This is a genomic window from Alloyangia pacifica, from assembly GCF_020524285.1.
Lineage (GTDB): Bacteria > Pseudomonadota > Alphaproteobacteria > Rhodobacterales > Rhodobacteraceae > Salipiger > Salipiger pacificus_B.
In genome coordinates, this window is the sequence record NZ_JAIVKX010000024.1 from 37544 (window position 1) to 58886 (window position 21343).

At 61.0% G+C, this 21343-nt stretch carries 18 protein-coding genes; 11 read left to right on the top strand and 7 right to left on the bottom strand.

Annotation, left to right across the window (positions count from 1 at the left end; all coding sequences use genetic code 11):
* Positions 1-54: 54 nt before the first annotated feature.
* Positions 55-1443, bottom strand: coding sequence for an AAA family ATPase (locus LC039_RS25210; protein WP_226629348.1), 1389 nt, complete (start codon positions 1441-1443; stop codon positions 55-57).
* A gap of 428 nt (positions 1444-1871) precedes the next feature.
* Between LC039_RS25210 and LC039_RS25215 the strand changes: the two genes are divergently transcribed.
* Both LC039_RS25215 and LC039_RS25220 read left to right on the top strand, forming a co-directional pair.
* The gene (locus tag LC039_RS25215) at positions 1872-2936 is read left to right on the top strand and encodes a replication initiator protein A (RefSeq protein WP_226629350.1); all 1065 of its coding nucleotides are present in this window, start codon (positions 1872-1874) and stop codon (positions 2934-2936) included.
* 107 nt (positions 2937-3043) lie between these two features.
* Positions 3044-3769: a sulfotransferase domain-containing protein gene (locus LC039_RS25220; protein ID WP_226629352.1), complete on the top strand. Its 726-nt coding sequence runs from the start codon at positions 3044-3046 to the stop codon at positions 3767-3769.
* Positions 3770-3893: 124 nt separating this feature from the next.
* Here LC039_RS25220 and LC039_RS25225 read toward each other — a convergent pair whose 3' ends face one another.
* The 5 genes from LC039_RS25225 to cysD form a co-directional block, all read right to left on the bottom strand.
* The gene (locus LC039_RS25225; protein ID WP_226629354.1) at positions 3894-5852 is read right to left on the bottom strand and encodes a DUF4214 domain-containing protein; all 1959 of its coding nucleotides are present in this window, start codon (positions 5850-5852) and stop codon (positions 3894-3896) included.
* Between the two features lie 159 nt (positions 5853-6011).
* Entirely contained in the window at positions 6012-7211 is a 1200-nt protein-coding gene (locus LC039_RS25230) for a DUF1501 domain-containing protein (RefSeq protein ID WP_226629355.1), read from the bottom strand.
* Between the two features lie 52 nt (positions 7212-7263).
* The gene (locus tag LC039_RS25235; protein ID WP_226629357.1) at positions 7264-8649 is read right to left on the bottom strand and encodes a DUF1800 domain-containing protein; all 1386 of its coding nucleotides are present in this window, start codon (positions 8647-8649) and stop codon (positions 7264-7266) included.
* Positions 8650-8881: 232 nt separating this feature from the next.
* Positions 8882-10789, bottom strand: a complete 1908-nt coding sequence (gene cysN, locus LC039_RS25240) for a sulfate adenylyltransferase subunit CysN (protein ID WP_226629365.1) — start codon at positions 10787-10789, stop codon at positions 8882-8884.
* Between the two features lie 58 nt (positions 10790-10847).
* Positions 10848-11753: a sulfate adenylyltransferase subunit CysD gene (gene cysD / locus LC039_RS25245; protein WP_226629366.1), complete on the bottom strand. Its 906-nt coding sequence runs from the start codon at positions 11751-11753 to the stop codon at positions 10848-10850.
* A 100-nt stretch (positions 11754-11853) separates the two neighbouring features.
* Between cysD and LC039_RS25250 the strand changes: the two genes are divergently transcribed.
* The 9 genes from LC039_RS25250 (at position 11854) to LC039_RS25290 (ending at position 19850) form a co-directional block, all read left to right on the top strand.
* Complete coding sequence (locus LC039_RS25250) at positions 11854-12930, top strand: helix-turn-helix transcriptional regulator (protein ID WP_226629368.1); 1077 nt, start codon at positions 11854-11856, stop codon at positions 12928-12930.
* Positions 12931-13298: 368 nt separating this feature from the next.
* Positions 13299-14387, top strand: a complete 1089-nt coding sequence (locus LC039_RS25255; RefSeq protein ID WP_226629369.1) for a glycosyltransferase — start codon at positions 13299-13301, stop codon at positions 14385-14387.
* A gap of 3 nt (positions 14388-14390) precedes the next feature.
* Entirely contained in the window at positions 14391-15257 is an 867-nt protein-coding gene (locus LC039_RS25260; protein WP_226629375.1) for a sulfotransferase domain-containing protein, read from the top strand.
* Positions 15254-16171 (top strand): sulfotransferase domain-containing protein, encoded by a 918-nt coding sequence (locus LC039_RS25265; RefSeq protein ID WP_226629376.1) that lies wholly within the window; start codon positions 15254-15256, stop codon positions 16169-16171. Before LC039_RS25260 ends, LC039_RS25265 begins: the two co-directional genes overlap by 4 nt.
* Positions 16172-16186: 15 nt before the next feature.
* A complete protein-coding gene (locus tag LC039_RS25270) occupies positions 16187-17284 on the top strand; it encodes a glycosyltransferase family 4 protein (RefSeq protein ID WP_226629378.1) in 1098 nt (365 codons plus the stop codon).
* A gap of 109 nt (positions 17285-17393) precedes the next feature.
* Positions 17394-18557: a lipopolysaccharide biosynthesis protein gene (locus LC039_RS25275; protein WP_226629379.1), complete on the top strand. Its 1164-nt coding sequence runs from the start codon at positions 17394-17396 to the stop codon at positions 18555-18557.
* 221 nt (positions 18558-18778) lie between these two features.
* Positions 18779-19069, top strand: coding sequence for a DUF1153 domain-containing protein (locus LC039_RS25280; protein WP_226629381.1), 291 nt, complete (start codon positions 18779-18781; stop codon positions 19067-19069).
* A gap of 8 nt (positions 19070-19077) precedes the next feature.
* The gene (locus tag LC039_RS25285; protein ID WP_226629387.1) at positions 19078-19311 is read left to right on the top strand and encodes a hypothetical protein; all 234 of its coding nucleotides are present in this window, start codon (positions 19078-19080) and stop codon (positions 19309-19311) included.
* A gap of 239 nt (positions 19312-19550) precedes the next feature.
* The gene (locus tag LC039_RS25290; RefSeq protein WP_226629389.1) at positions 19551-19850 is read left to right on the top strand and encodes an integrase core domain-containing protein; all 300 of its coding nucleotides are present in this window, start codon (positions 19551-19553) and stop codon (positions 19848-19850) included.
* A 59-nt stretch (positions 19851-19909) separates the two neighbouring features.
* Here the strand turns inward: LC039_RS25290 and LC039_RS25295 are convergent, their stop codons facing one another.
* On the bottom strand, positions 19910-21163 hold the full coding sequence (locus LC039_RS25295) for an O-antigen ligase family protein (RefSeq protein WP_226629391.1): 1254 nt from the start codon (positions 21161-21163) through the stop codon (positions 19910-19912).
* Positions 21164-21343 lie beyond the last annotated feature (180 nt).

A 21343-nucleotide genomic window follows, 5' to 3' on the forward strand; every position in this document is an offset into this window, starting at 1 on the left:
TTAAGACGGGGTGACCCCGTCGCGCAGAAAATTGTTTCGCAGCGAAACAGAGTCTCATTCGGCCGCTTTCAGAGCCTGCTCATCGCGCCGCCAGCTGCCGAGCAGCAGCTGCTTCAGCGCCGCGTAGGTGGCGTCGAAGGTCTCGCGGCCACGGGCATAGGTCTCGCGGTTGAAGTCGCGGTAGTCCGCCTCGTAGATGCCGCGCACCTGCTCGCCGGCCTGGCCGATGAGCGCGGTGAAATCCTGCCGGTGCGGCGAAAGCACCGGGCCGAGGTAGGCCTGCATCAGCGCCGCCAGCTCCGCCTGCTGGGTGCCGTCGTAGCGGGTGATCACCGCGCGCACCGCGTCCCACTGGAACGACAGCCCGTCGCGGCCCAGGGCCCGGGCCGCCATGTTCTCCGCCTCCTCGATCGAGGAGAAGGTCGAATGCAGCATGTCGAAGAAGCGCCCCGTCGAGTCGAACTCGAGGAAGGAGGCGCCAAGCGGCACCAGCAGGATGTCGGCGGCGGCGAGCCCGTTGATCGTCAGGTAGCCGAGGGCGGGGGGCGTATCGAGGAAGATCACGTCGTACTCGTCGAGCAGCCCGTCCTCCTCGAGGCTCTCGGTGAGCGCGTCCCAGAGTTTCCAGCCGCGGCCCTGCATGCGCCAGACCGGGATCTGGAACTCGGCCCAGTAGAGGTTGAGCTGCGCGCCGATGAGATCGATGTTCGGCCAGTGGGTCTTCTGCACGAGGTCCGGCGCGCGCGCCTCCAGCGCCTCGGTCAGCGTGTCGTCGAGCGGGACGGGGGCCTCGCCGCGGTCGAGCCGGCGCTGGTTCTCGCTGCGCAGGTGGCGGCCGTAGTGGCGCGCCAGCAGCGGGAAGACCGTCTGCCATTCGTCCTCGACCTTGCCGCCGAAGATCGAGGTCATCGAGCCCTGGCTGTCGAGGTCGATCACCAGCACCTTGTAGCCGTCGAGCGCCGCGGACATGGCCAGATGCGCGCAGGTCGAGGTCTTGCCGACGCCGCCCTTGAAGTTGGCCACGGCGACCATCTTGGCGGGCAGCCCCTCGGGGCGCCAGGGCAGGTAGTTCTTGGTCTTCGACCCGCCGGCGGCGAAATGCGCCCGCAGCCGCAGCACCTCCTCGAAGGTGAACCACTTGGCGCCGCCCTCGGTCTCGGAGCGGCCCTGCGGCAGCTCGGGGTTCTGCTTCAGCACCCGGCGGAAATGGCCGGTGGCGACGGGGATCAGATAGCGGGTGATCTCCCAGGTCGAGAAGAGGCGCAGGCTGCGCCCGCCGTCCTCCTCCAGCCCGCGCCCGGCGAGATCGCCCCGACCCGCCTCGCAGGCCTGCGCGATGGCGGCGAAGCCGTCGGTCTCGAAGGGCCCGCCAAGCGCGGTCAGCGCGGCGTCGGGATCGATGTTGAAATAGGGGGGCAGCTCGGTCTTGGGTTCCGGTTTCATGTCCCTGCTCGGCCTTGATGTGTGGCGTTTTTGGTAAGATACCGAAAAACTGCGCACATGGAAGCAAAAGCTGCACATCTACGCGATTTCTTAGCAAATCTGAGGCTTTGGGGCAGGGCGGAGCGGTGCAATTCCGGGCAGCCTGTCTCTGCCTTCCTGTTATTTTCTGTTAGTTTATTCGTTACGGTCTGGGAAGAGCTTTCCCAAGCATCTGAAACCAAATGGTAAAAATGCATCGCTGAACACCCATCCGACTCTGAACCCACGTTTGCCCGACTCTGAACCCACGGCGCAGCGACTCCGATCCCCCGAACTCGGGCTGGACGGCGGCTGTGGATAAAACTAGGCTCGGCGTCACTGAAACCCCGAAAGCGGGCGGGCGCAGATCCGCCGCGAAAAACCGGGGGCCGGGCAGGCAGGACGAGACGATGAGCGCAGCGACACGGCCTCCCGGGCAGGGGGCAGGACAGGTCTCGGGCCAGGGCGCGGGGCGGACTTCCGACAGCGGGCTGCTGCCCGACCGGCACCCGACCGCGGACTTCTTCGTCTGCGACATTTTCGATGCAGCGCCCAAGGACGATCTTGGCTCGATGGAGCACCCGATCTTCTCGCTCTCGACCCGGCCCGACCGGCGGCTGCTGAGCTACGATCACAACGGCACGCAGATCGACGTCATCCCCTCGGTCAAGGGCCGCGCCACGATCCATGACAAGGACATCCTGATCTACTGCGTCAGCCAGCTCATGGCGGCGCTGAACGCCGGCCGCGAGGTTTCGCGCACGCTGCAGCTCAAGGCGCACGACCTACTGGTCGCCACCAACCGCGACACCTCGGGCGACGGCTACACCCGGCTCAAGGACGCCTTCGAGCGGCTCGCCGGCACGCGCATCACCACCAATATGACGACGGGGGGCATCGAGACCACCCGCGGCTTCGGCCTGATCGAGAGCTGGGAGATCGTGCGCCGTTCGCGCGGCGGGCGGATGATCTCGGTGACGGTGACGCTCTCGGAATGGCTGTTCCGCGCGGTGCTGGCGAAATCGGTGCTGACCCTGAGCCGCGACTACTTCCGTCTGCGCAAGCCGCTGGAGCGGCGCATCTACGAGCTGGCGCGCAAGCATTGCGGCAGGCAGGCGAGCTGGCAGGTCTCGGTCGGCACGCTGCACAAGAAGTCCGGCTCCGCCGCCCCGGTGCGGGTGTTCCGCGCCGCGCTGCGCAAGATGATCGCCGAGGCCGCGCTGCCCGACTACGCGCTGCGCGAGGTGCCGGGCGACATGATCGTCATCGAGCGGCTGCGCCCGGGCCGCGCCACTGCCAGCGGCCCGCAGCTCTCGGAAGAAGCCTTTGACGCCGCCCGCGCGCTGCGCCCGGGCGCCGACGTCCACGCCCTCGCCGCCCGCTGGCGCGGCTGGTGGGAGGAGACCGGCCGGCCCCGCCTCGGCAATGCCGACGCCGCCTTCCTCGGCTGGGTGAAGGCGCAGGAGCGGGGGTGAACGCCATGCGGGGCGTTGGCAGAATTGTTTCGCTGCGAAACAAGGCGGGGCGGCTGATCGGCCGGGGCAGGGGGGCGAGGCCTCCGGAGCCGATCCGCGAGCGGGTCGTGCTGTTTCACTTCCCGAAGACCGGCGGCACCTCGCTGCATGAGTTCCTGGCACCGCACTTCCCGCGCGAGGCGATCTGCCCCGAGCGGCTGCGCGACCTCGACCGGCTCGGCGCCGAGCAGCTGGCGGGCTACCGCTATGTTTCGGCGCATATGGATTACGACCGCTTCCGGCTGCTCCCGGAGCCGCGCTACGCGATCACCGTGCTGCGCGAACCGAAGGCGCGGATCCTGTCGCTCTACTATTTCTGGCGTGCACACTCCCGACAGGTGATCGAGGAGCGTGGGTTGCACGGCCCGCGACTGGCAAGGGAACTGGGGCTGCTGGAGTTCCTGCGCCACCGCAGCGACGGGCTGCCGTCGGACACCGACAACTACTATGCCCGCAGTCTGCTCGGCCGGCATTGGGTCGGCCCGCGCGGCGAGATGCGGCTGAGCGACGAGGCCGCGCTGCAGGCGGCGCTGAGCCACCTGCCCGAGTTCGACACCATCGGCTTCACCGAGGATATGCCGGGGCTGTTCCGCCAGGTGACGGCCCGGCTCGGCATCGCGATGCCGAAGGAAATGCCCTGGGCACGCTCGTCGCGCAGCTATGATGCGCAGCCCAACATGGAAGAGGTCACGCGCGAGGAGATCACCCCGGAGATCGACGCCGAGCTCGACCGGCTGACGCGGCTCGACCGGGTGATCTACGAAGAGGCCCGCCGCCGCTTCGGGAGCCGCTAGACCCGGGCCGGAGGCGCGTGGCAGGGCAGGGGGCAGGCCCGGGTCCTCACAGGGGACAAAAAAGGGACCGCAGCGAAGGCCGCGATCCCTTGGAGAGGATGCGAGGGCCGGCAGGCCCGCCGCCTCAGACGAGGACCATCCCGGCGTTCAGATCGGCCATCGCGGTGTCGTGCAGCGTGACCGTCACGTCCTGGTCCATGAAGACCAGGTCGTCGCCGTCCGCGCTCATCCGGTCCATGGCGGTCTCCGCGCTGCCGTAGCCGAAGGCGCTGAAGTCGAGCATGTCCCAGCTCTCGAGGTCGGTCACCTCGTGGCTGCTGCCGGCCTCGGCGGCAAAGACGAAGCGGTCCGCGAGCAGCCCGCCCGAGAGCGTGTTCGCCCCGCCGTCGCCCATCAGCACGTCGTCGGTGCCCTGCTCCATCACCCAGCCGGTGATGTCATCGGCCATCGACATGCGGAACTCGGGGCTTTCGGAGAAGCCGATCAGCACCTCGGCCCGGCTCATGCCGGCGTCGAGGCGGGCGGTCCAATTGGCCAGCCCCTGCGCATCGGCACCGCGGTCGAGCACGTTCATGTAGAGCGCGTCCACATAGGCTTCGTTGTCCAGCCCGCCGTAGTCGCGGGCGAACTCGGCGCTGCCGGTGAAGCCCGCGGCGACCTGCCCGAGGTTGAGTTCGCCGGTCTCCAGCCGCTCGGTCCAGTTGTAGAAGCCGCCGGCGTCGGGGGCGCGGTCGAAGGCGGCCTGGTAGAGGCGGATGACCTGGCCGCTTTCCACCTCGGCGCTGCCGCTGGTGGCGAAATCGCCGTAGATCATGTCATCGCCGCCACCGCCGCCGATGTTGTCGGCGCCCTCGTCGCCGTAGAGCGTGTCATCGCCGCCGGCGCCGCGCAGGATGTCGTCGCCCGTGCCGCCCGAGGCCCAGTCGGCCATCATGCCGGTCGAGGCATTGACCAGCCCCTGGTCGCCGTCGGCCCAGCTGCCGGTGTGGATCTCGTCGTTGCCGGCGCCGCCGTAGATCATGTCGGAGCCGTCGGCAGCGGCGTCGAAGGTCAGGCCGAGCGCCTCTGCAACGCGGCTGTCGTCGTCGCCGGTGATGATATCGTCCCCGGCGCGGCCGCGGATCACGTCATTGCCCGCCCCGCCGGCGAGGCCGTTGTCGTAGTCGGAGAGCATCAGGCTGCCCGCGGCGCCGTCATCGGCGGCATCGGCCTGGTTGTCGTCCTCCACCGAGGCATCGACGAGGTCTTCCCCGGCGCCGCCATGCAGCACGTCGCGGCCCGCGCCGCCGGAGATCGTGTCATTGTCGGCGCCTGCGGCAACGCTGTCAGCGCCCGCGCGGGCGTCGATGAAATCATCGCCGGGGCCGCCGTTGAAGCTGTCGTCGCCCTCGGTCAGGGTGACCCGCCCCGAGGTCATGTCGCGCTGCGCGGCGAAGAGGGCCATGGCCTCCTCAAAGCTGGCGCTCTCGATGTCGCCGGCGGCGGCGGGCAGGATGCCGGTATAGCCGTTGCTGCCGCCGTCGACCTCGCCGCCGGTGCCTGCGCCGATGCCGTCAGGCACCTGCACCCCGTGCAGCACGATCTCGCGCAGGGTCAGCGGCATGAGATCCTCGGCGGTGTAATCGGTCATCGAGACGGGGCTGAAGAAATTGCCGTCCTCGCCCAGGTCGTAGCTCTGGACGAAGGAGAGCATGCCGTTCGTATCGGCCATGGGCATGGCGCCGTCCGCGGATGAGACCAGCGGCAGCAGCACGTCGCCGTATTGGCCGAGGCCCTCGAGCACCTCGACCATGCCATCGGCATCGGCGTCATCGGCCAGCGTGGGGGCGGTGGAGTCGATGGGGTTGCCATCCGTGTCGAAGAGCCCGTGGATATGCTGCGCATGGGTCTGCGACGGCGTCATCCCGGTGGCCGATATGGCCACGTTGAGATAGGCGCTGCCGTCCTCCTCGGTGGCCATGGCCAGGACCGCGGTGGCGTTGACGCCGGAGCTGTTCAGGGCGGTGAAGTCGACGGTCCAGAAGGCATCAGCCCGGGACAGGAAGGTCTCGAAAGACCGGTAGGAAGACGCAAGGTGGGCCATTGGTGATCTCCTCTCTCATCAGTGGTCGCACCGGAGGAGTCACGGGAGGCCCGCGGGGAAAGTTTCCCTAACGCTCTGCACAGAAACGTGAACACGCCGGGCGGGGGCCCGGCGTGTGAGACGTGGGGGCTTCAGATGAGGGGGGCGCCGGCGGTGGTCTTACAGCACCAGCCGGCTCGGCGTCGCCATGTCGAGCCCGGGGAAGACCGCGCCCTCCAGAACGTCCCGCGGCAGGCCGAAGAGCCCCTGCATGACGCTCGCGGCGTGCAGCCGGACATCGCTGAGCGGCATGAGATCGCGGCGCTGGTAGAGGTCGGCCTCGGCGAGGCCGGGCCAGCGGCCGTGCACCTGCCCGCCGCGCAGCGCGCCGCCGGCGAAGAGCATCGTGCCGGCGGTGCCGTGGTCGGTGCCCTTGGTGCCGTTGAGCCGCGCCGTGCGGCCGAACTCGGTCATCGCGAGGACCGCGGTCCGCTCCCAGACCGGCCCGAGGTCCGCCCGCAGGGTCAGCAGCGCCTCCGAGAGCCGAGTGAGCGCCGGGGTGAGGGTCTGATCCTGCCGGTTGTGGGTGTCCCAGCCGCCGAGCGAGAAGGCCGCCACGCGGCTGTCGCCGCGCAGCTTGCCCGCGGCAAAAGAGGCCAGCCGCTGGTGACCGGCGGGCGGCTTGGCCCCCTTCTGCATCTTCGGTGCCGCTTCGCGTGCCTGGGCCAGGCTGACGGCATCGGCGAGGCTGTCGCGGAACAACGGATCGTCATGCATCACCATCTCCAGCAGGCGCTGTGCCTGCGGGGTCAGCTCGAGCTTCGCCTCGGGCGACCAGTGCATCACGTGGGCCGGGCCGCGGGTGAGCAGCATCTCGGGCACGCCCACGGTATAGGCGGTCTCGCCCTCCAGCCCAGAGACCTGCTGCAGCATGCGGTTGAGCCAGCCGTCGCGGAAGCGGGGTAGCATCTCGGCGGTGCCGGCCTCGAGCATGTCCTGCCCGTCGAAATGGCTGCGCTTGTCGCGGTAGGGGGTCGAGACGGCCTGCACGAAGCCGAGCTCGCCCGAGCGCCAGAGCGGCAGCAGCGGGGTCATCGCCGGGTGCAGGGCGAAGAAACCGTCGAGATCATGGGCGCCCTCGGGGCTGCCCGGGCGCAGCGCCTCCATGCCGGGCCTCAGCGCGGCGAAGGCGGGGTCGCCCCAGGGTTGGAGCACGCCGAGCCCGTCCATACCGCCGCGCAGGATGATCACCACCAGCCGCGCGTCCCAGGGCGCCGAGGCGAAGGTCACCGTGGAGAGCAGCGGGCTCGCCGCCGCCGAGCAGCCAAGCGCCAGGCCGCGCCCCAGGAAGCCGCGCCGGTTCATCTCTCCGGCACTCATGAGGCGCTCCTTGCGCCGGGTCGGCGGGTCTGGATTATCCGGGTCATGCGCATCACATCCTTTGGAAACTGGGGGAGGCGAGGATCAGGGCAATGCCCTCGCGGCGGCCCTCGGCGGCGCCGGCGGCAAAGCGCAGGCTTTCTGGGGCGCGGTCGCCGAGCGCGGCGGTCAGGAACTGCCGGGGATCGGGCAGGGCACCGGTCACCTGCCCGGGGATGGCGAGCGCCCATTGCAGCCGTGCGGCCAGCGCCAGCGGGGTGACCCAGGAGGCGTCTTCCTCGGGCCAGCCGTTCGGCCCGTCCGGGGTTTCCCAGGTCTGCCCCATCATCCGCAGCGGGCGGACAAAGAAGCGCTCCATATGCTTGCGCTTGTCCACGGGCAGCTCGGCCACCGCGAGCGCCCGCAGGCTGGATCCGATGAAATCCACCGGCGGCTTCACGTTGCCCTGCCCCTGCCAGGCGGCGGGATGCGAGAGCATGGCCTCGTAGACCGCCAGCAGCTGGCCATCGGTCTCGCGGTAGCGCGCCGCCATGGCCTCGACCAGCTCCAGGTCGGGCGTGTCCGAGACGAAATGCACCGCCAGTTTCCGCGACAGGTGCTGCGCCGTCGCGGGATGGGCGGCGAGATCTTCGAGCAGCGCCAGGACCTCATCCAGCCGGGCGGGGTCTTCGCCACCGTAGCTCCTGCCGAGCACCGTCTCCGGCCCGGGCTCGGCATAGCCCGTGCGGAAGACGAAGCCCTGCTTGTGCGTGAAGCTGAACCCGGTGAGCAGCTGCGCCAGCTCGGTGACATCCTTTTGTCCGTAGGGGCCGCCCGCGCCGAGCGTGTGCAGCTCCATGAGCTCGCGCGCGAGGTTCTCGTTGAGCCCGGCCCCGGGCTTCTTGCGCCGCGCGGCGGCGGCGCTGCCGGGGCCCATGGAACTGGCCTGGTCGAGGTAATTCAGCATCAGCGGCGAGGTCGTCACCGCCTTGAGCATGTCGGCAAAGCGCCCCGCAAGATGCGGCCGGATCGCGCCCTCGACGTAGGGCGAGGTGCCGTCCTTCAGGGCTGCGCCCCGGCCCATGGCGGTGAAATGGTCGCCCCAGAAGAAGGCGAGGCGTTCGCGAAAGCCATCTTCGGAGCCGATGCGCCGGCGCAGGCTCTGGCCGAACCAGCGCAGCTGCGCCGCGCGGCCGGCCTTGCGCAGCGCGCTTATGTCCTTCGCGATACGCTGGAGCTGCGCAGCATCGCCCTTCGCTTCCCGGCGCTGGCGTTGAAGCGCGGCAAAGCTCTGCTGCCGGTCCATCAGCACCTCGGGGCCGTCGATCGGCCAGAGCTCCGCCGCATGGTCCGGCCCGGCGAGGCGCTCCAGCATGTCCTGCACGGATCCTGGCGGCGCATGCACCGGGGACAGGCCGCAACCAAAGCGGATCTCTGCCAGAAGCGGGTCGTAACTCACGTGGGGGGCTCCCTTTGCGGACCGGGACGTGCGGGGGCGGCATGCAGGCCGCTGCCTTGCGACGGCTATATCATGGCCGCGCGCGCGGGCCGCTCTCACACATGCGTGTGTGGCAGGTTCTTGCGAGACTTGCCTCGGTCCTGAGCGGAGGCGTGTCTGTTATTGGGCAGTACACGAAAAACGGGCCGCGCATGCCGCGCGGCCCGTTCCGTCTGTCTCAGGTGGCTCTCCCTTACGGGATCAGCCGCGCGATGATCAGGTCCGCGGCCTCTTCCGGCGTCATCTCGGTGGTGTCGATGCGCAGCTCGGGGGCCTCGGGGTGCTCGTAGGGGCTGTCGATGCCGGTGAAGTTCTTCAGCTGGCCCGAGCGGGCCTTGGCGTAGAGACCCTTCACGTCGCGGCTCTCGGCCACTTCCAGCGGCGTGTCGACGAAGACCTCGACGAATTCACCCGGCTGCATCATGCCGCGCACCATGTCGCGCTCCGAGCGGAACGGCGAGATGAAGGCGGTGATCACGATGAGGCCCGCGTCGGTCATCAGCTTGGCCACCTCGCCGACGCGGCGGATGTTCTCCACCCGGTCGGCCTCGGTGAAGCCGAGGTCCTTGTTGAGCCCGTGGCGGACGTTGTCGCCGTCGAGCAGGAAGGTGTGGCGGTTCATCCGCGCCAGCTTCTTCTCGACGATATTGGCGATGGTCGACTTGCCCGAGCCCGAAAGGCCGGTGAGCCAGAGCACGGCGGGCTTCTGGTGCTTCATCGAGGCGTGGTGATCGCGGCCGATGTCGGTGGCCTGCCAATGCACGTTCTGCGCCCGGCGCAGCGCGAAATGCAGCAGCCCGGCGGCGACGGTGTGATTGGTGATCTTGTCGATCAGGATGAAGCCGCCGAGGTCACGGTTCTCGGCATAGGGGGCAAAGGGGATCTCGCGGTCGGTGGTGACATTCGCGATGCCGATGGCGTTGAGGTCGAGCGTCTTGCTGGCCAGGTGCTCCTGGGTGTTGACGTTGACCTCGTACTTGGGCTCGGCGACGGTGGCCGAGACGGTCTGGGTGCCGATCTTCAGCCAGTAGGCGCGGCCCGGCACCAGCTCGTTCTCGTCCATCCACACCAGCGTGCTCTCGAACTGGTCGGCGACCTCAAGCGGCGATTGCGAGGCGACGATGACCTGGCCGCGCGAGCAGTCGATCTCGTCGGCCAGGGTGATGGTCACCGACTCGCCGGCGACGGCGAGATCCTTGTCGCCCTCGAGGCTGACGATGCGCGCCACGGTCGAGGTCTTGCCCGAGGGCAGCACCCGCACCGGATCGCCCGGGCGGACCTGGCCGGAGGCGATCATTCCGGAGAAGCCGCGGAAGTCGAGGTTCGGGCGGTTCACCCATTGCACCTGCATGCGGAACGGGCCGGCCTGGTCGCGGGTGTCCTCGACCTCGACCTCTTCCAGCAGCGGCAGCAGCGCCGGGCCGTCGTACCAGGGGGTGTTCTCGCTCGGGCCGGTGATGTTGTCGCCCTTGAAGCCCGAGATCGGGATCGGCGTGAAGCTCTCGATGCCGATGCTCTCGGCAAAGGCGCGGTAGTCGGCGACGATGCGCTCGAAGGTCTCCTGCTCGTAGCCGACGAGATCCATCTTGTTCACCGCCAGCACCACGTGGCGGATGCCGAGCATGTGCACCAGGTAGCTGTGGCGGCGGGTCTGGGTCAGCACGCCCTTGCGCGCGTCGATCAGGATCACCGCCAGATCGGCGGTGGAGGCGCCGGTCACCATGTTGCGAGTGTACTGCTCGTGGCCCGGGGTGTCGGCGACGATGAACTTGCGCTTCTCGGTGGCGAAGAAACGGTAGGCGACGTCGATGGTGATGCCCTGCTCGCGCTCGGCGGCGAGCCCGTCGACGAGCAGCGCGAAGTCGATCTCCTCGCCTTGCGTGCCCGAGCGCTTGGAGTCCGATTCCAGCGCGGCGAGCTGATCTTCGAAGATCATCTTGCTGTCGTAGAGCAGCCGGCCGATCAGCGTCGACTTGCCGTCATCGACGGAGCCGCAGGTGATGAAGCGCAGCATGGTCTTGTGCTGGTGCGCCTCGAGATAGGCGTCGATGTCCTCGGCGATCAGCGCGTCGGTCTTGTAGATGGGGTCCTGGGTGGTCATGGCATGTCCCTGAAAACTGGGGCTGGAAGGGGAGGTTGGCGCAGCGCTTCGGGCGCGCTCAGAAATAGCCTTCCTGCTTCTTCTTCTCCATCGAGGCGGCCTGGTCGTGGTCGATCGCCCGGCCCTGGCGTTCCGAGGTGGTGGTCAGCAGCATTTCCTGGATGACCTCCGGCAGGGTCTGCGCCTCGCTCTCCACGGCGCCGGTCAGCGGGTAGCAGCCCAGCGTGCGGAAGCGGATCGAGCGCATTACCGGCTCTTCGCCCTCGGCGAGCGGGAAGCGCTCGTCGTCGACCATGAGCAGCAGCCCGTCGCGCTCCACCGTCGGGCGCGGCTGCGAGAAATACAGCGGCACGATCTCGATGTTCTCGAGGTGGATGTACTGCCAGATGTCCAGCTCGGTCCAGTTGGAGATCGGGAAGACCCGCACGCTCTCGCCCTTGGTCTTGCGGGCGTTGTAGAGCCGCCAGAGCTCGGGGCGCTGGTTCTTCGGATCCCAGCGGTGGTTGGCCGAGCGGAAGGAGAAGACGCGCTCCTTGGCGCGGGATTTCTCCTCGTCGCGGCGGGCGCCGCCGAAGGCCACGTCGAAGCCGTATTTGTCGAGCGCCTGCTTCAGACCCTCCGTCTTCCACATGTCGGTGTGCAGACCGCCGTGGTCGAAGGGGTTGATGCCGCGCTCCTTCGCCTCGGGGTTCTGGTAGACCAGCAGCTCCATGCCGGCGTCGGCGGCGGCCTTGTCGCGCAGCTTGTACATGTCCTGGAACTTCCAGGTGGTGTCCACGTGCAGCAGCGGGAAGGGCGGCGGGCTGGGGTAGAAGGCCTTCTTCGCCAGGTGCAGCATCACGGCGCTGTCCTTGCCGACGCTGTAGAGCATGACCGGGTTCTCGGCCTCGGCGACAACCTCGCGCAGGATGTGAATGCTTTCCGCTTCCAGGCGCTGCAGGTGGGTGAGGGTCTTGGTGTCCATCGGGGGGCCTCTGGTCAGAACTGTACTGAAGGCCTGATCTACCCTTGCTGCGGGTGCGAAAAACCCCCCATATGGGGGGCATCTGGCGAGAAGGCGGGGCATGTCCGACGAAACCGAGATCCTCGCGGCGCTGTTTGCCGCATCCATGGGCACTTCGGGGGGCACTTCCGGGGAAGGCGCGGAGAGCGAAGAGGGGCTCTGGCAGCACTTCCTCGCCCGGCTCAGCGCCGCCACCCTGGCCGAGAGCGCGCTGCTGCGGCTGTTCTGGCCCGGCAGCCCGGTGCGGAGCTGGCACATCGGCCCGGCCTGGGAGGGGCCCTCCGAGAGCGTGGTCGAGCGCATGCGCAGCGGCCGGGTCTATTCGCAGGTCGACCTGCCGGGGCCGGGTCCGGGGGAGCCCGCGGGGCAGGGCGAGGACCTGCCGCTGCGCGCCCTGCGCTGGCGCCTCGGCCGCGGCGGACGCAGCGAGGCCACCGGCGCCCGCGTGTTGCTGGCCCTGCGCCGCCGCGGCGAGGATTTCCGCGCCATTGATGGCCTGCAGCTGGCCAACCTCACGCCCTATCTCGGCGTCGCCCTGGGCGGCTGGCAACAGCTGCAGCAGGCGCGGCTGCGCGCCGCGCTCGACCGCGGGCTGGCCAGCGATCTCGGCGCGGGCTGGCTGCTCTTCTCCCCCTCCGGGCAGGTCACCGCCCTCGCCGAGGGGCTGGCAGAGCGGCTCGAGGCGCTGGCCGGCATCACCCTGCGCGCCGACGGAAGGCTGACCCTGCCCGAACCCGCCGCCCAGGCCCTGCGCCTGGCACTGGCGACGGTCGAAAGCGGGGCGGAGGCGCCGGTGCCGGTGCTTCTGTCACGCGCACCCCGGGTCGAGCTCATGCTCACCCGCGAGGCTGTCGCCGGGGAAGTGCTGCTGCTCGGCCGATTGCGTCACGGGCTCGCGGCGCGGGCGCTGCCGCCGGAACGGATCCGCGCCGCCTTTGGCCTCAGCCGCAGCGAGGCCCGGCTGGCCGCCTGCCTCTGCGACGGGCTCAGCCTCGCCGAGGCGGCGGCGGATCTGGGCTGGACGCAGGAGACCGCGCGCAGCACCTCCAAGCAGGTCTTCGCCCGTATGGGCGTCTCGGGCCAGCCCGGGGTGGTGCGACGCATGCTGGGGAGCGCGGTCTGGCTGGGCGACCTCTGATGGAAGTGCGCCAAGCGCCAACATACAAATGACGTCGGAGGCTATCCTTGTTTGCGCAAGAATCGCAGAATGCCTATACATCCGGACGCCACACTCACAAGACGAGCGCGCGGCCGCGCCCCACGGAATAGCGCGCGAACGTTTGCGCGCTGCTCTCAACAAATCAACATAAACACAGATGTTTACACGAATGAGAACATCAAGATGCGAGAAGTTAGAGTGCTCGGGAAGCTTCTACTTACCTAATTTTGTGCGCAGCGAGAAAACACACACAACTTTGGCGGGTAGGAACTTTACATACCAAACATACATGACTTAGAGGTGGGACGCCGCGCCGCAGCGAGGTCACGACGCAAGGTATCGATACTATGAAGATTGCATTAGTCCATTATTGGCTCGTTGGAATGCGAGGTGGCGAAAAAGTTCTGGAAGAGCTCTGTAAACTTTTTCCAAACGCCGACATATATACTCATGTGGCGATACCCGAGAAACTTTCCGATACATTGAACGCCCACAGAATAACTGAAACGTTCATCGGAAACCTCCCTGGCGCCAGAAAACACTACCAAAAGTATCTACCACTCATGCCGCATGCGCTCGAGGCTCTAGACTTGAGCGAGTATGATCTTGTCATATCATCTGAATCTGGGCCCGCAAAAGGTGTGATAACTCGCCCAGATGCTGTTCATATATGCTATGTCCACTCCCCAATGCGATATATATGGGATCAATATCACGTCTATCGGAAACAATCAGGTTTTATCACGAGAGCGATTATGCCGATCTTGGCACATAAACTACGAATATGGGATGTCACCTCTGCGCGTAGGATAGACAAATTGGTCGCTAATTCTAAATTCGTCGCGAAGCGGACGAGGAAGTTTTGGGGGCGTGATGCGGACGTAATATATCCCCCCGTAAACACAAGCGAATTTAGGCCAAAAGAATACCAAGAACCCCAAGATTTTTACCTATATGCAGGTGAACTCGCGAGCTACAAGCGCGCAGACTTAGCCATAAAGGCTTTCAAAGGGTCGAAAAGAAAGCTTGTGGTTATCGGGGAAGGTTCCGAGCGAGCTAAGCTAGAAGAGATGGCGGGAGAAAATATTACATTTCTCGGAAAAGTTCCGTTCGACGAGCTCAAGAGACACTACGCGCAATGCAAAGCTCTAATTTTCCCCGGGGTCGAAGATTTTGGTATTATCCCCGTTGAAGTCATGGCTTCAGGAAGGCCCGTCATCGCCTACGCTGGAGGTGGTGCGCTGGAGACCGTGGTGGATGGTGAAACAGGTGTACTATTTGATGAGCCGTCATCGAAATGCTTAACGGAAGCAATGGAAAAGCTTGAAGCGACATATAAAAAATTCGACCAAAAGAAGATTATCGAGCATGCGGAGCAGTTTTCGAATTGTAGATTCCAGAAAGAGATCATGGAAATGATTTCTAGGAGTGTGTAAGGCATGGAGAAGATGATGAAAAATCCTGGTTTCGAACCTTCGAGCAGCAAATACCCTGATTTCATCTACGTAGGTACAGGTAAAGTTGCTACAACGTGGTTGTTCGAGTCTCTAAAGGCTCACCCAGAAATTTTCATGACTCCAGTAAAGGAAACAAATTACTTCGACCTGAACTATCAGCGTGGTTCTGCGTGGTACGCGAAGTTCTTTGAAGACGCCGAGGTCGGTCAAGTGATCGGTGAGATATCTCATAGATATTTACAAGTGCCATCGGCGATTAATAGGATAAAGTCAGATTTACCAGATGTGAAGATTGTGATCGGACTTAGGCAACCGGTTGATTACTGCATGTCTGACTATCTATTTTGCGTTCGAAATGGAAGGTATAGTGGAACGTTTTCAGATTGGGTGAGCGACGGATTCGACTGGGAAAGTCTGGAGTATAAAGAATTGATCGAACCATATATCAATGAGTTCGGTATTGACAGAATATTTCTTTACACATTCGATCAGATAAAGTCCGAGCCGCAAAAGGTTTTTGATGCACTTTGTCGATTTCTCGATATCTCAAAGATGGAGTTGACTCTGGAGCAGGTGAAGCCGGTCAATGCTGCGGCCAAGGCGAGAAATGTCGCACTATCGAATATCGTCAACAGAGCCTCTAAATTTCTCAAGCGACGTGGCGGTCAAAAGATAATTGCCAAGGTTAAATATAATGCCGTGGTGCAGCGTATACTCTTTAAGCCAATCAACGAAAAGCCTCCAATTTCAGAGTTGGAGCGGCAGAAGATAATGGATGTCGCCAATCCTAACATATTGTGGCTTTCAGATGTGTTTCATACTAACCTAGAGGAACGGTGGTCGAAATGAAGAACCCGAATACATTCATCATTGGCGCTCCAAAATGCGGAACAACGGCGCTCGCTGCTTATTTGAACGACCACCCAAATGTGTTTTTCAGTAACCCAAAGGAGGTTTTTTACTGGTGCTTTGATTTTCCGAAGCTGAAGCATGAGTTGAAAATTGAGAACATCGAGGACTACTTAAAACTTTTCGCGGCAGCTGATCCGGAGAAACACAAGGTGGTCGCTGAAGGGTCAACGCGCTATCTCAGGTCGAAAAATGCAGTGAAGAATATTCTAGAATTCGATCCGAAAGCTAAGATTATTGTAATGGCGCGCAATCCGATTGAGCTTGCGCCAGCATACCACATGGAACAGAGGTACTCTCTCCACGAAGATGTTGTGTCCTTTGAGGAAGCGTGGAAGCTTCAAAGCAAAAGGGCAAGAGGCGAAGCGATACCGCGAGGCTGCCGCGAGCCCGAGTTCCTTCAATATGGAAAAGTTGCGTCCCTTGGCGAACAGATTTCGCACTTGCAGTCGATCGTTCCCGAAGATCAACTCATGGTTATCTTGATAGACGATCTTAAAAAGGACGCGGAAAGCGTTTATCGGAAAACTCTGCAGTTCCTGGAGCTTCCGGATGATGGTCGAAGTGAATTCCCAGTAATGAATTCTGCACACGGCCACAGAGTTGAATGGTTGGCGAAGCTTATTTTGACCCCTCCCAGCGCCCTAGAGAAACCCGTGCTGGCACTGAGGAAACACCTCTGGGAGAAAAGATATCCTCCCGTTGAATATTTAAAAAGGTCATTGAATCAAAAGAAAAGTCGCCAGGAAATGCCTCAATATCTACTTGCAGAGCTCCAGGAATATTTCCGAGACGATATTCTTCTGCTTTCCAAGTCCATTTCCCGCGACCTCACTCATTGGCTGCCGCGATAAGGAATTGAGCTTGTAATGAAGATCCTCATGATATCTGCGAGAGCTGATTTGGGTGGTGGTCCGGAGCACTTGTTTCAGCTCTGCCGCGCAATAGGTGAGGAAGCGGAAATTTATATCGCCTGCCCAAATGAAGAACCATATTGGGAGAAGTTTTCCAAGCTTCCGAATGTCGTTGGGATGGTGAAGATTCCCAAACGAAAATTCACCCTTAATAGTGCTCGAGGGCTAAGTCGGTTTATTAGGCAACAAGAAATAGATATCATTCACTCACATGGCAAGGGCGCAGGTGTCTATTCGAGGGTTCTTAGTTTGGTATGTAGGGTTCCGACAGTACATACCTTTCATGGGCTTCATATCGGTGACTACGGAAATGTTGGTCGAAGCGCATATCTATTTCTCGAGCGAGTGTTCGGTCTAACGACTTCGCTTGCGATATGCGTTTCACACAGTGAGAAAAATGAAATTTTAGGCTCAAGAGTAATTCAAGATTCAAAAATTCGGGTCGTATACAATGGCGTCGAAGTTTCCAAAATTAGCGAGAGGCCTCATTCTTCAAGTCAGTTGCGTATTCTAAACGTAAATAGGTTCAATGCGCAAAAGAATCCGAAGCTGCTTTTAGATGTTGTTGTTGCGCTCAAGTCACGCGGCCTAGATTTCCATCTAAAAATAATTGGCAAAGGCGACGCTAGTGATGTCGAAGAGTTCAAATCTGAAGTAGATCGTCGCGGTCTAAATGACTGCGTTGAGCTTGTGGGTCCAGTAAATAACCCCAGAGACTACTATAGAAACGCGGACGTATTCATTTCAACGTCTCTTTGGGAGGGGCTACCTCTTGCGGTCCTTGAGGCGATGTCCGAGGGATCTATCGTGGTCGCAACGGATGTTGTAGGAAATAGAGACGCAATTCGGCACGAAGAGGATGGAATACTATTTCCTGTAGATGACCCGAATTGTGCGGCTTTGTCGATAGCGAACTTATCTGAGGGTCGTCGGCAGGAAATTCGAACGAGAGCTGTCAAATCAATTTCTGAAAAATTTTCAGTTGAAGGAATGGCCAGGTCAACGCTGTCAATATACAGAGATATTTTAGAAGATAGAGAAAAGTATGCATAGTGATGCTCGGTCAATATCTCGCCTTTGGCGAGGAGCTGGTCTCGTAATTTTAATAAAAATTCTGGGGGCGGCGCTAACGTATTTCATGTTTGCGTATTTATCGCGCTCTATGCTGATCGAGGACTACGGAATTTTTAGCTCGAGCTTTGCAATTGCAAGCTTGTCCTGCCAGATTTCACTTTTGGGACAGTCTCAGTTCTTGCTCAGGGCGCTTCCAAGGTGTGATGATCATCAGTTTAGCGCTGCTAATGGGCTTGTGAAACGATCTTATCTTCGATGGCTCGGAGGAATGGTTATCACAGGATTGGCAGTTTTCCTATGCTGCCGAGCCTGGGGAATAAAGTTTCCTGCGGCGACCGTCGCGTTGTTGGCTGCCATGGCGTGGGCTGACCTACAGCTTCATATTTTGAGGGGGCGTGGTTATATTTTTGCGGCATTTTCAAATAGAGATATTTTTTGGCGACTTTCAACTATAGGGGGTGTCGCGTATCTCTTATTTTCCAAAACACATGTTTCTGCCGAGGTAGTTCTTTGGTGGTCCGCAATCGGACTGTCTATTCTGACTCTGGGTCAGACGTTTGTCGATCGAAACGTTAATATATGGAAGAGTTTGAATGGCGGCGAGAAAGTTCTCGATCGCGAATACAAACTTTCGCTTCAGTATTGGGTTAACGCAGTAATCAGTGCTGGTATGCCCAACGTTTCCACTATCGTGATCGCCTATGTCTTATCAGTTAAGGACGCAGCAATTTTCTTTGCTGCGTTAAAGACCGCCCAAGCTATGCAGTTTTTGCCTGCGTCCATGATGCTAGTTGCTGCGCCGCAACTGTCACGCGGCTTGCGAGATGGGGACATGCAATTTGTTCAGAGGAGTATAAAAGTCATTGCAGTCTTCGCGCTATCTTCGAGTGCGTTGATACTCTTCTTGATAGCCATTTTTGGCAAGAATGTGCTGAGTATATTTGGGTCAGATTTTATTTCTGGATACAGTATTTTGATAGTTATCATTTCTGGATATACGATATCGGCGTTGTGCGGCCCTACTAACGGAATTTTGAGCCAGAGCGGGAATCCTGCGGTTATGAATAGGATTTTCATTTCTGTGAATTTGTTTTCGATGGCCTGCCTTCCGATTGCCGCTTGGGTGGCAGGAGGTGTCGGTGTTGCGGTCATTTTCGCGTTATCCGTTTCTATTGTTCACATTTGGATAAGGGGCTGGATTAAAGAACATTTGGGCCTAGAATCTTCGATCCTTTGCATGTTTAGGTCATAGTCGGTTGATAATAGTGCGCTGAGGTAAGAGTTGATCCGGAATTCTGAACGGCCGAGATAAGTGCATCTGCCGCCCAATAGCAGCGTGATGCTGCGAGCGAGTAGAAGGCCTATAGCAAGACAACCGCGCCGAGATCACAGGCCGGCGCTCAATGCGAAGGTGTATCGACCCAGTGAAAACCTGCTCATGCTACAATGGAGAACATAGCAATGAGTATGACTATGGACGACAGCATCAAGCGTTGGACGGCGAAGCGGAAGACGGCTCCGGTGATCGAGATCATCCAGGGCAAGACGACTGTGTCGGAGGCAAGTCGATCATTCGACCTCACACCCTCCGAAGTTGAAGGGTGGGTCGAAGATGCGAAGCGCGGCATGGAGAACTCGCTGCGCGCCAACCCGCTCCACATCCGCGAGCAATACGAGAAGCAGCTCCGAGACCTTCAGGAAGCCTATGGCAAGGCTGCTGGAGCTACGGGCCCGAAAAAGCTTCAGGCCCTGCTGGATACGTAGGACGGGAATTGATCCGTCGCACCCAGCAGGGCCTTTTGGCGGAGGGCGTCGCAGTGTCGATCGCCAAGCTCTGCATGTGGTTCGGCATTCTCCGGCGCACTGTGTACTACAAGCCGGTGAAAGCCGCGCCGAAGGTCGATCCCCGCTTCGCCGAACCGATCAAGAAGATGATCGAGGAGGAGCCGTCCTTCTGCTATTGGACCATGGCCTGGCTCCTGGGCTTCAACAAGAACGCGGTGTAGAGGATCTTCCAGATCAAGGGCTGGCAGGTTCGCAAGCGCGCCGTGTGCATGCGGCTCCGCATCCAGGCGGTACCCTCCGTCGCAGCTGCGCCGAACGAGAGATGGTCGACCGACCTCGCCCGCATCTGGACCGGAAAGGACGGCCAGGCCGCTCTCGAGCATGCGCTGATCGCGAGATTCGGCGCTCTAGGCCGGGTCGAGGAGGAGTTCTTGCTGAGGTCAGACAATGGCATTCGCCATTGGGCTCGCACCAATGGCGCCTCAATGGCTCATTCTTCACCAGCCTCCACTTCACGGCCATCGTCGGCAGCTACGGGCTGAAGCAGGAGTTTATCACATCGCACTGCCCACAGCAGTATGGCATGGTTGGGCGCTTCATCCGGACGCTGAAAGAGCAGTGCGTGCATCGCCACCGCTTCGAAAGCATCCAACATGCGATGCGCGTCATCGGTGACTGGATTGCCTTTTATAACAACCGTCGCCCTCATCAGGCGCTTGCCATGCGCACGCCTGCCGGGGCATTTAGATTAGCGGCCTAACCTGAGCAGAATCCGCTGGGTCGATACACGACTGACGCCACCGGCGTATGTGAAGCCTGTTAATGTGCGACATTTTCGTGAAGGCCAATGTTGGGGGCCGTCTTGGACAAGGCGTAGTCACCTATTTTTACATTTGTATGCCGTGGCGTGGTGCGAACAAGAGCCGCAATGAACAAAAGTGCCGCCGGTGTGGAAATCCACAAGGTGTGTGTGTCAAGCGTGAGCGCATGTACAATTTCGCCTGATACAATCGAAAGTCCGACTAATCGCCTTGCGCCTTTAGCAAAAAGGAATCGACAGATAAGCCAAATCCAAAATGCTGCGTACAGGACCCCGCACAGGACCCCTAGCTCAAGAGTAATGGTCAGGAAGCTATTATCTCCGGGTGTCCCAATCATATGGTCTGTATTTTTGAATCCGATACCCCATGCGGGGTAATTAAGAACGTAGTCCAAGTATATAGACCAGTTATTAAATCGCACTGTCTTGAAGAAAAGGCTTTCTCCTGTTAGATTCAGAATATCCAGTCGCCGAAGTGCGAAGAGCGTCTCCGGGGATACATCAGAGCCAACGGCCCAGTATATGAAGCCAATAAATACCACTGGTGTTGCGACAAGCGCACTAATTATTCTTCGGCCCCCAAAGAAAATTGGAATTAAGAATATCAGGCTTACGGCGATATGTATGAATGCGGCTCTCGATGTGGATATGTAGGTTGCGTATAGAGATATAAAAATAACTAAAACAGCCCAGTACCGCATTCCTTTCAACAGGAGGATTCCGGCACATACAATCCCCCAAAGGCTTGAGATGTGCCCAAAGCCACCTGTATTTCCAAGAAGGCCGCCCGCTCGTATACTGGACCCGAGGCCATTACCATACCAATTTCGTTGCTGGTCATCCCTCACCTGTATGCCGAGGTGGTGCATTGCGATACCGAGCAGGATCGCAACGCCGCCTGAGGTCAAAAATACTTTTGTCAAAACCCATAGATCGTCATCTCCGAAGTTTCTTTTCGACATAACTATGATAAACGGCAAGAAAATTGCGAAGACTCGCACGAGGAGGATTGCTTCTGGTGGCGCTATTCCACGAGCGATGTTGAAAAATGTCGATAGAAAGGCGAGTATCCCAAGGGTTGAGAGAAAAAGCTCAGGAACAGTTAACTTTCTTTCACGGTAAGCAATAAGGCCAAATAGTGCAAACGGCAGAATTAAGTCTACTGCACCGATCTTGCCAACTGGCGATGGTAGTACAACCAGCGGAATAAGGGCCGCGTATAGCGTTGTGAGGCGCGGGATACGAGCTTTCATTTTCCGTCCTCAATTTGATTGCGAGTGATCGTCCGTGGCCCAGCCTTTTTCCTACAACTCGCTATATTTCCCAAGGATGCTCGAAGAACGAAAGTTTTGCGAGAGGCATGGTTTCTAGGGATGCAGACCATTGCAGGGTTCCACCATATCCTTAGCTACTTTGGCGACCAAAGTTTCTCA

Excerpts from the sequence above, each read along its gene's own strand:
- LC039_RS25210 (WP_226629348.1), bottom strand. The coding sequence starts at position 1,443 with ATGAAACCGGAACCCAAGACCGAGCTGCCCCCCTATTTCAACATCGAT.
- LC039_RS25215 (WP_226629350.1), top strand. The coding sequence starts at position 1,872 with ATGAGCGCAGCGACACGGCCTCCCGGGCAGGGGGCAGGACAGGTCTCG.
- LC039_RS25225 (WP_226629354.1), bottom strand. The coding sequence starts at position 5,852 with ATGGCCCACCTTGCGTCTTCCTACCGGTCTTTCGAGACCTTCCTGTCC.
- LC039_RS25230 (WP_226629355.1), bottom strand. The coding sequence starts at position 7,211 with ATGAGTGCCGGAGAGATGAACCGGCGCGGCTTCCTGGGGCGCGGCCTG.
- cysN (WP_226629365.1), bottom strand. The coding sequence starts at position 10,789 with ATGACCACCCAGGACCCCATCTACAAGACCGACGCGCTGATCGCCGAG.
- cysD (WP_226629366.1), bottom strand. The coding sequence starts at position 11,753 with ATGGACACCAAGACCCTCACCCACCTGCAGCGCCTGGAAGCGGAAAGC.
- LC039_RS25250 (WP_226629368.1), top strand. The coding sequence starts at position 11,854 with ATGTCCGACGAAACCGAGATCCTCGCGGCGCTGTTTGCCGCATCCATG.
- LC039_RS25255 (WP_226629369.1), top strand. The coding sequence starts at position 13,299 with ATGAAGATTGCATTAGTCCATTATTGGCTCGTTGGAATGCGAGGTGGC.
- LC039_RS25260 (WP_226629375.1), top strand. The coding sequence starts at position 14,391 with ATGGAGAAGATGATGAAAAATCCTGGTTTCGAACCTTCGAGCAGCAAA.
- LC039_RS25265 (WP_226629376.1), top strand. The coding sequence starts at position 15,254 with ATGAAGAACCCGAATACATTCATCATTGGCGCTCCAAAATGCGGAACA.
- LC039_RS25270 (WP_226629378.1), top strand. The coding sequence starts at position 16,187 with ATGAAGATCCTCATGATATCTGCGAGAGCTGATTTGGGTGGTGGTCCG.
- LC039_RS25275 (WP_226629379.1), top strand. The coding sequence starts at position 17,394 with ATGCTGATCGAGGACTACGGAATTTTTAGCTCGAGCTTTGCAATTGCA.
- LC039_RS25280 (WP_226629381.1), top strand. The coding sequence starts at position 18,779 with ATGGACGACAGCATCAAGCGTTGGACGGCGAAGCGGAAGACGGCTCCG.
- LC039_RS25295 (WP_226629391.1), bottom strand. The coding sequence starts at position 21,163 with ATGAAAGCTCGTATCCCGCGCCTCACAACGCTATACGCGGCCCTTATT.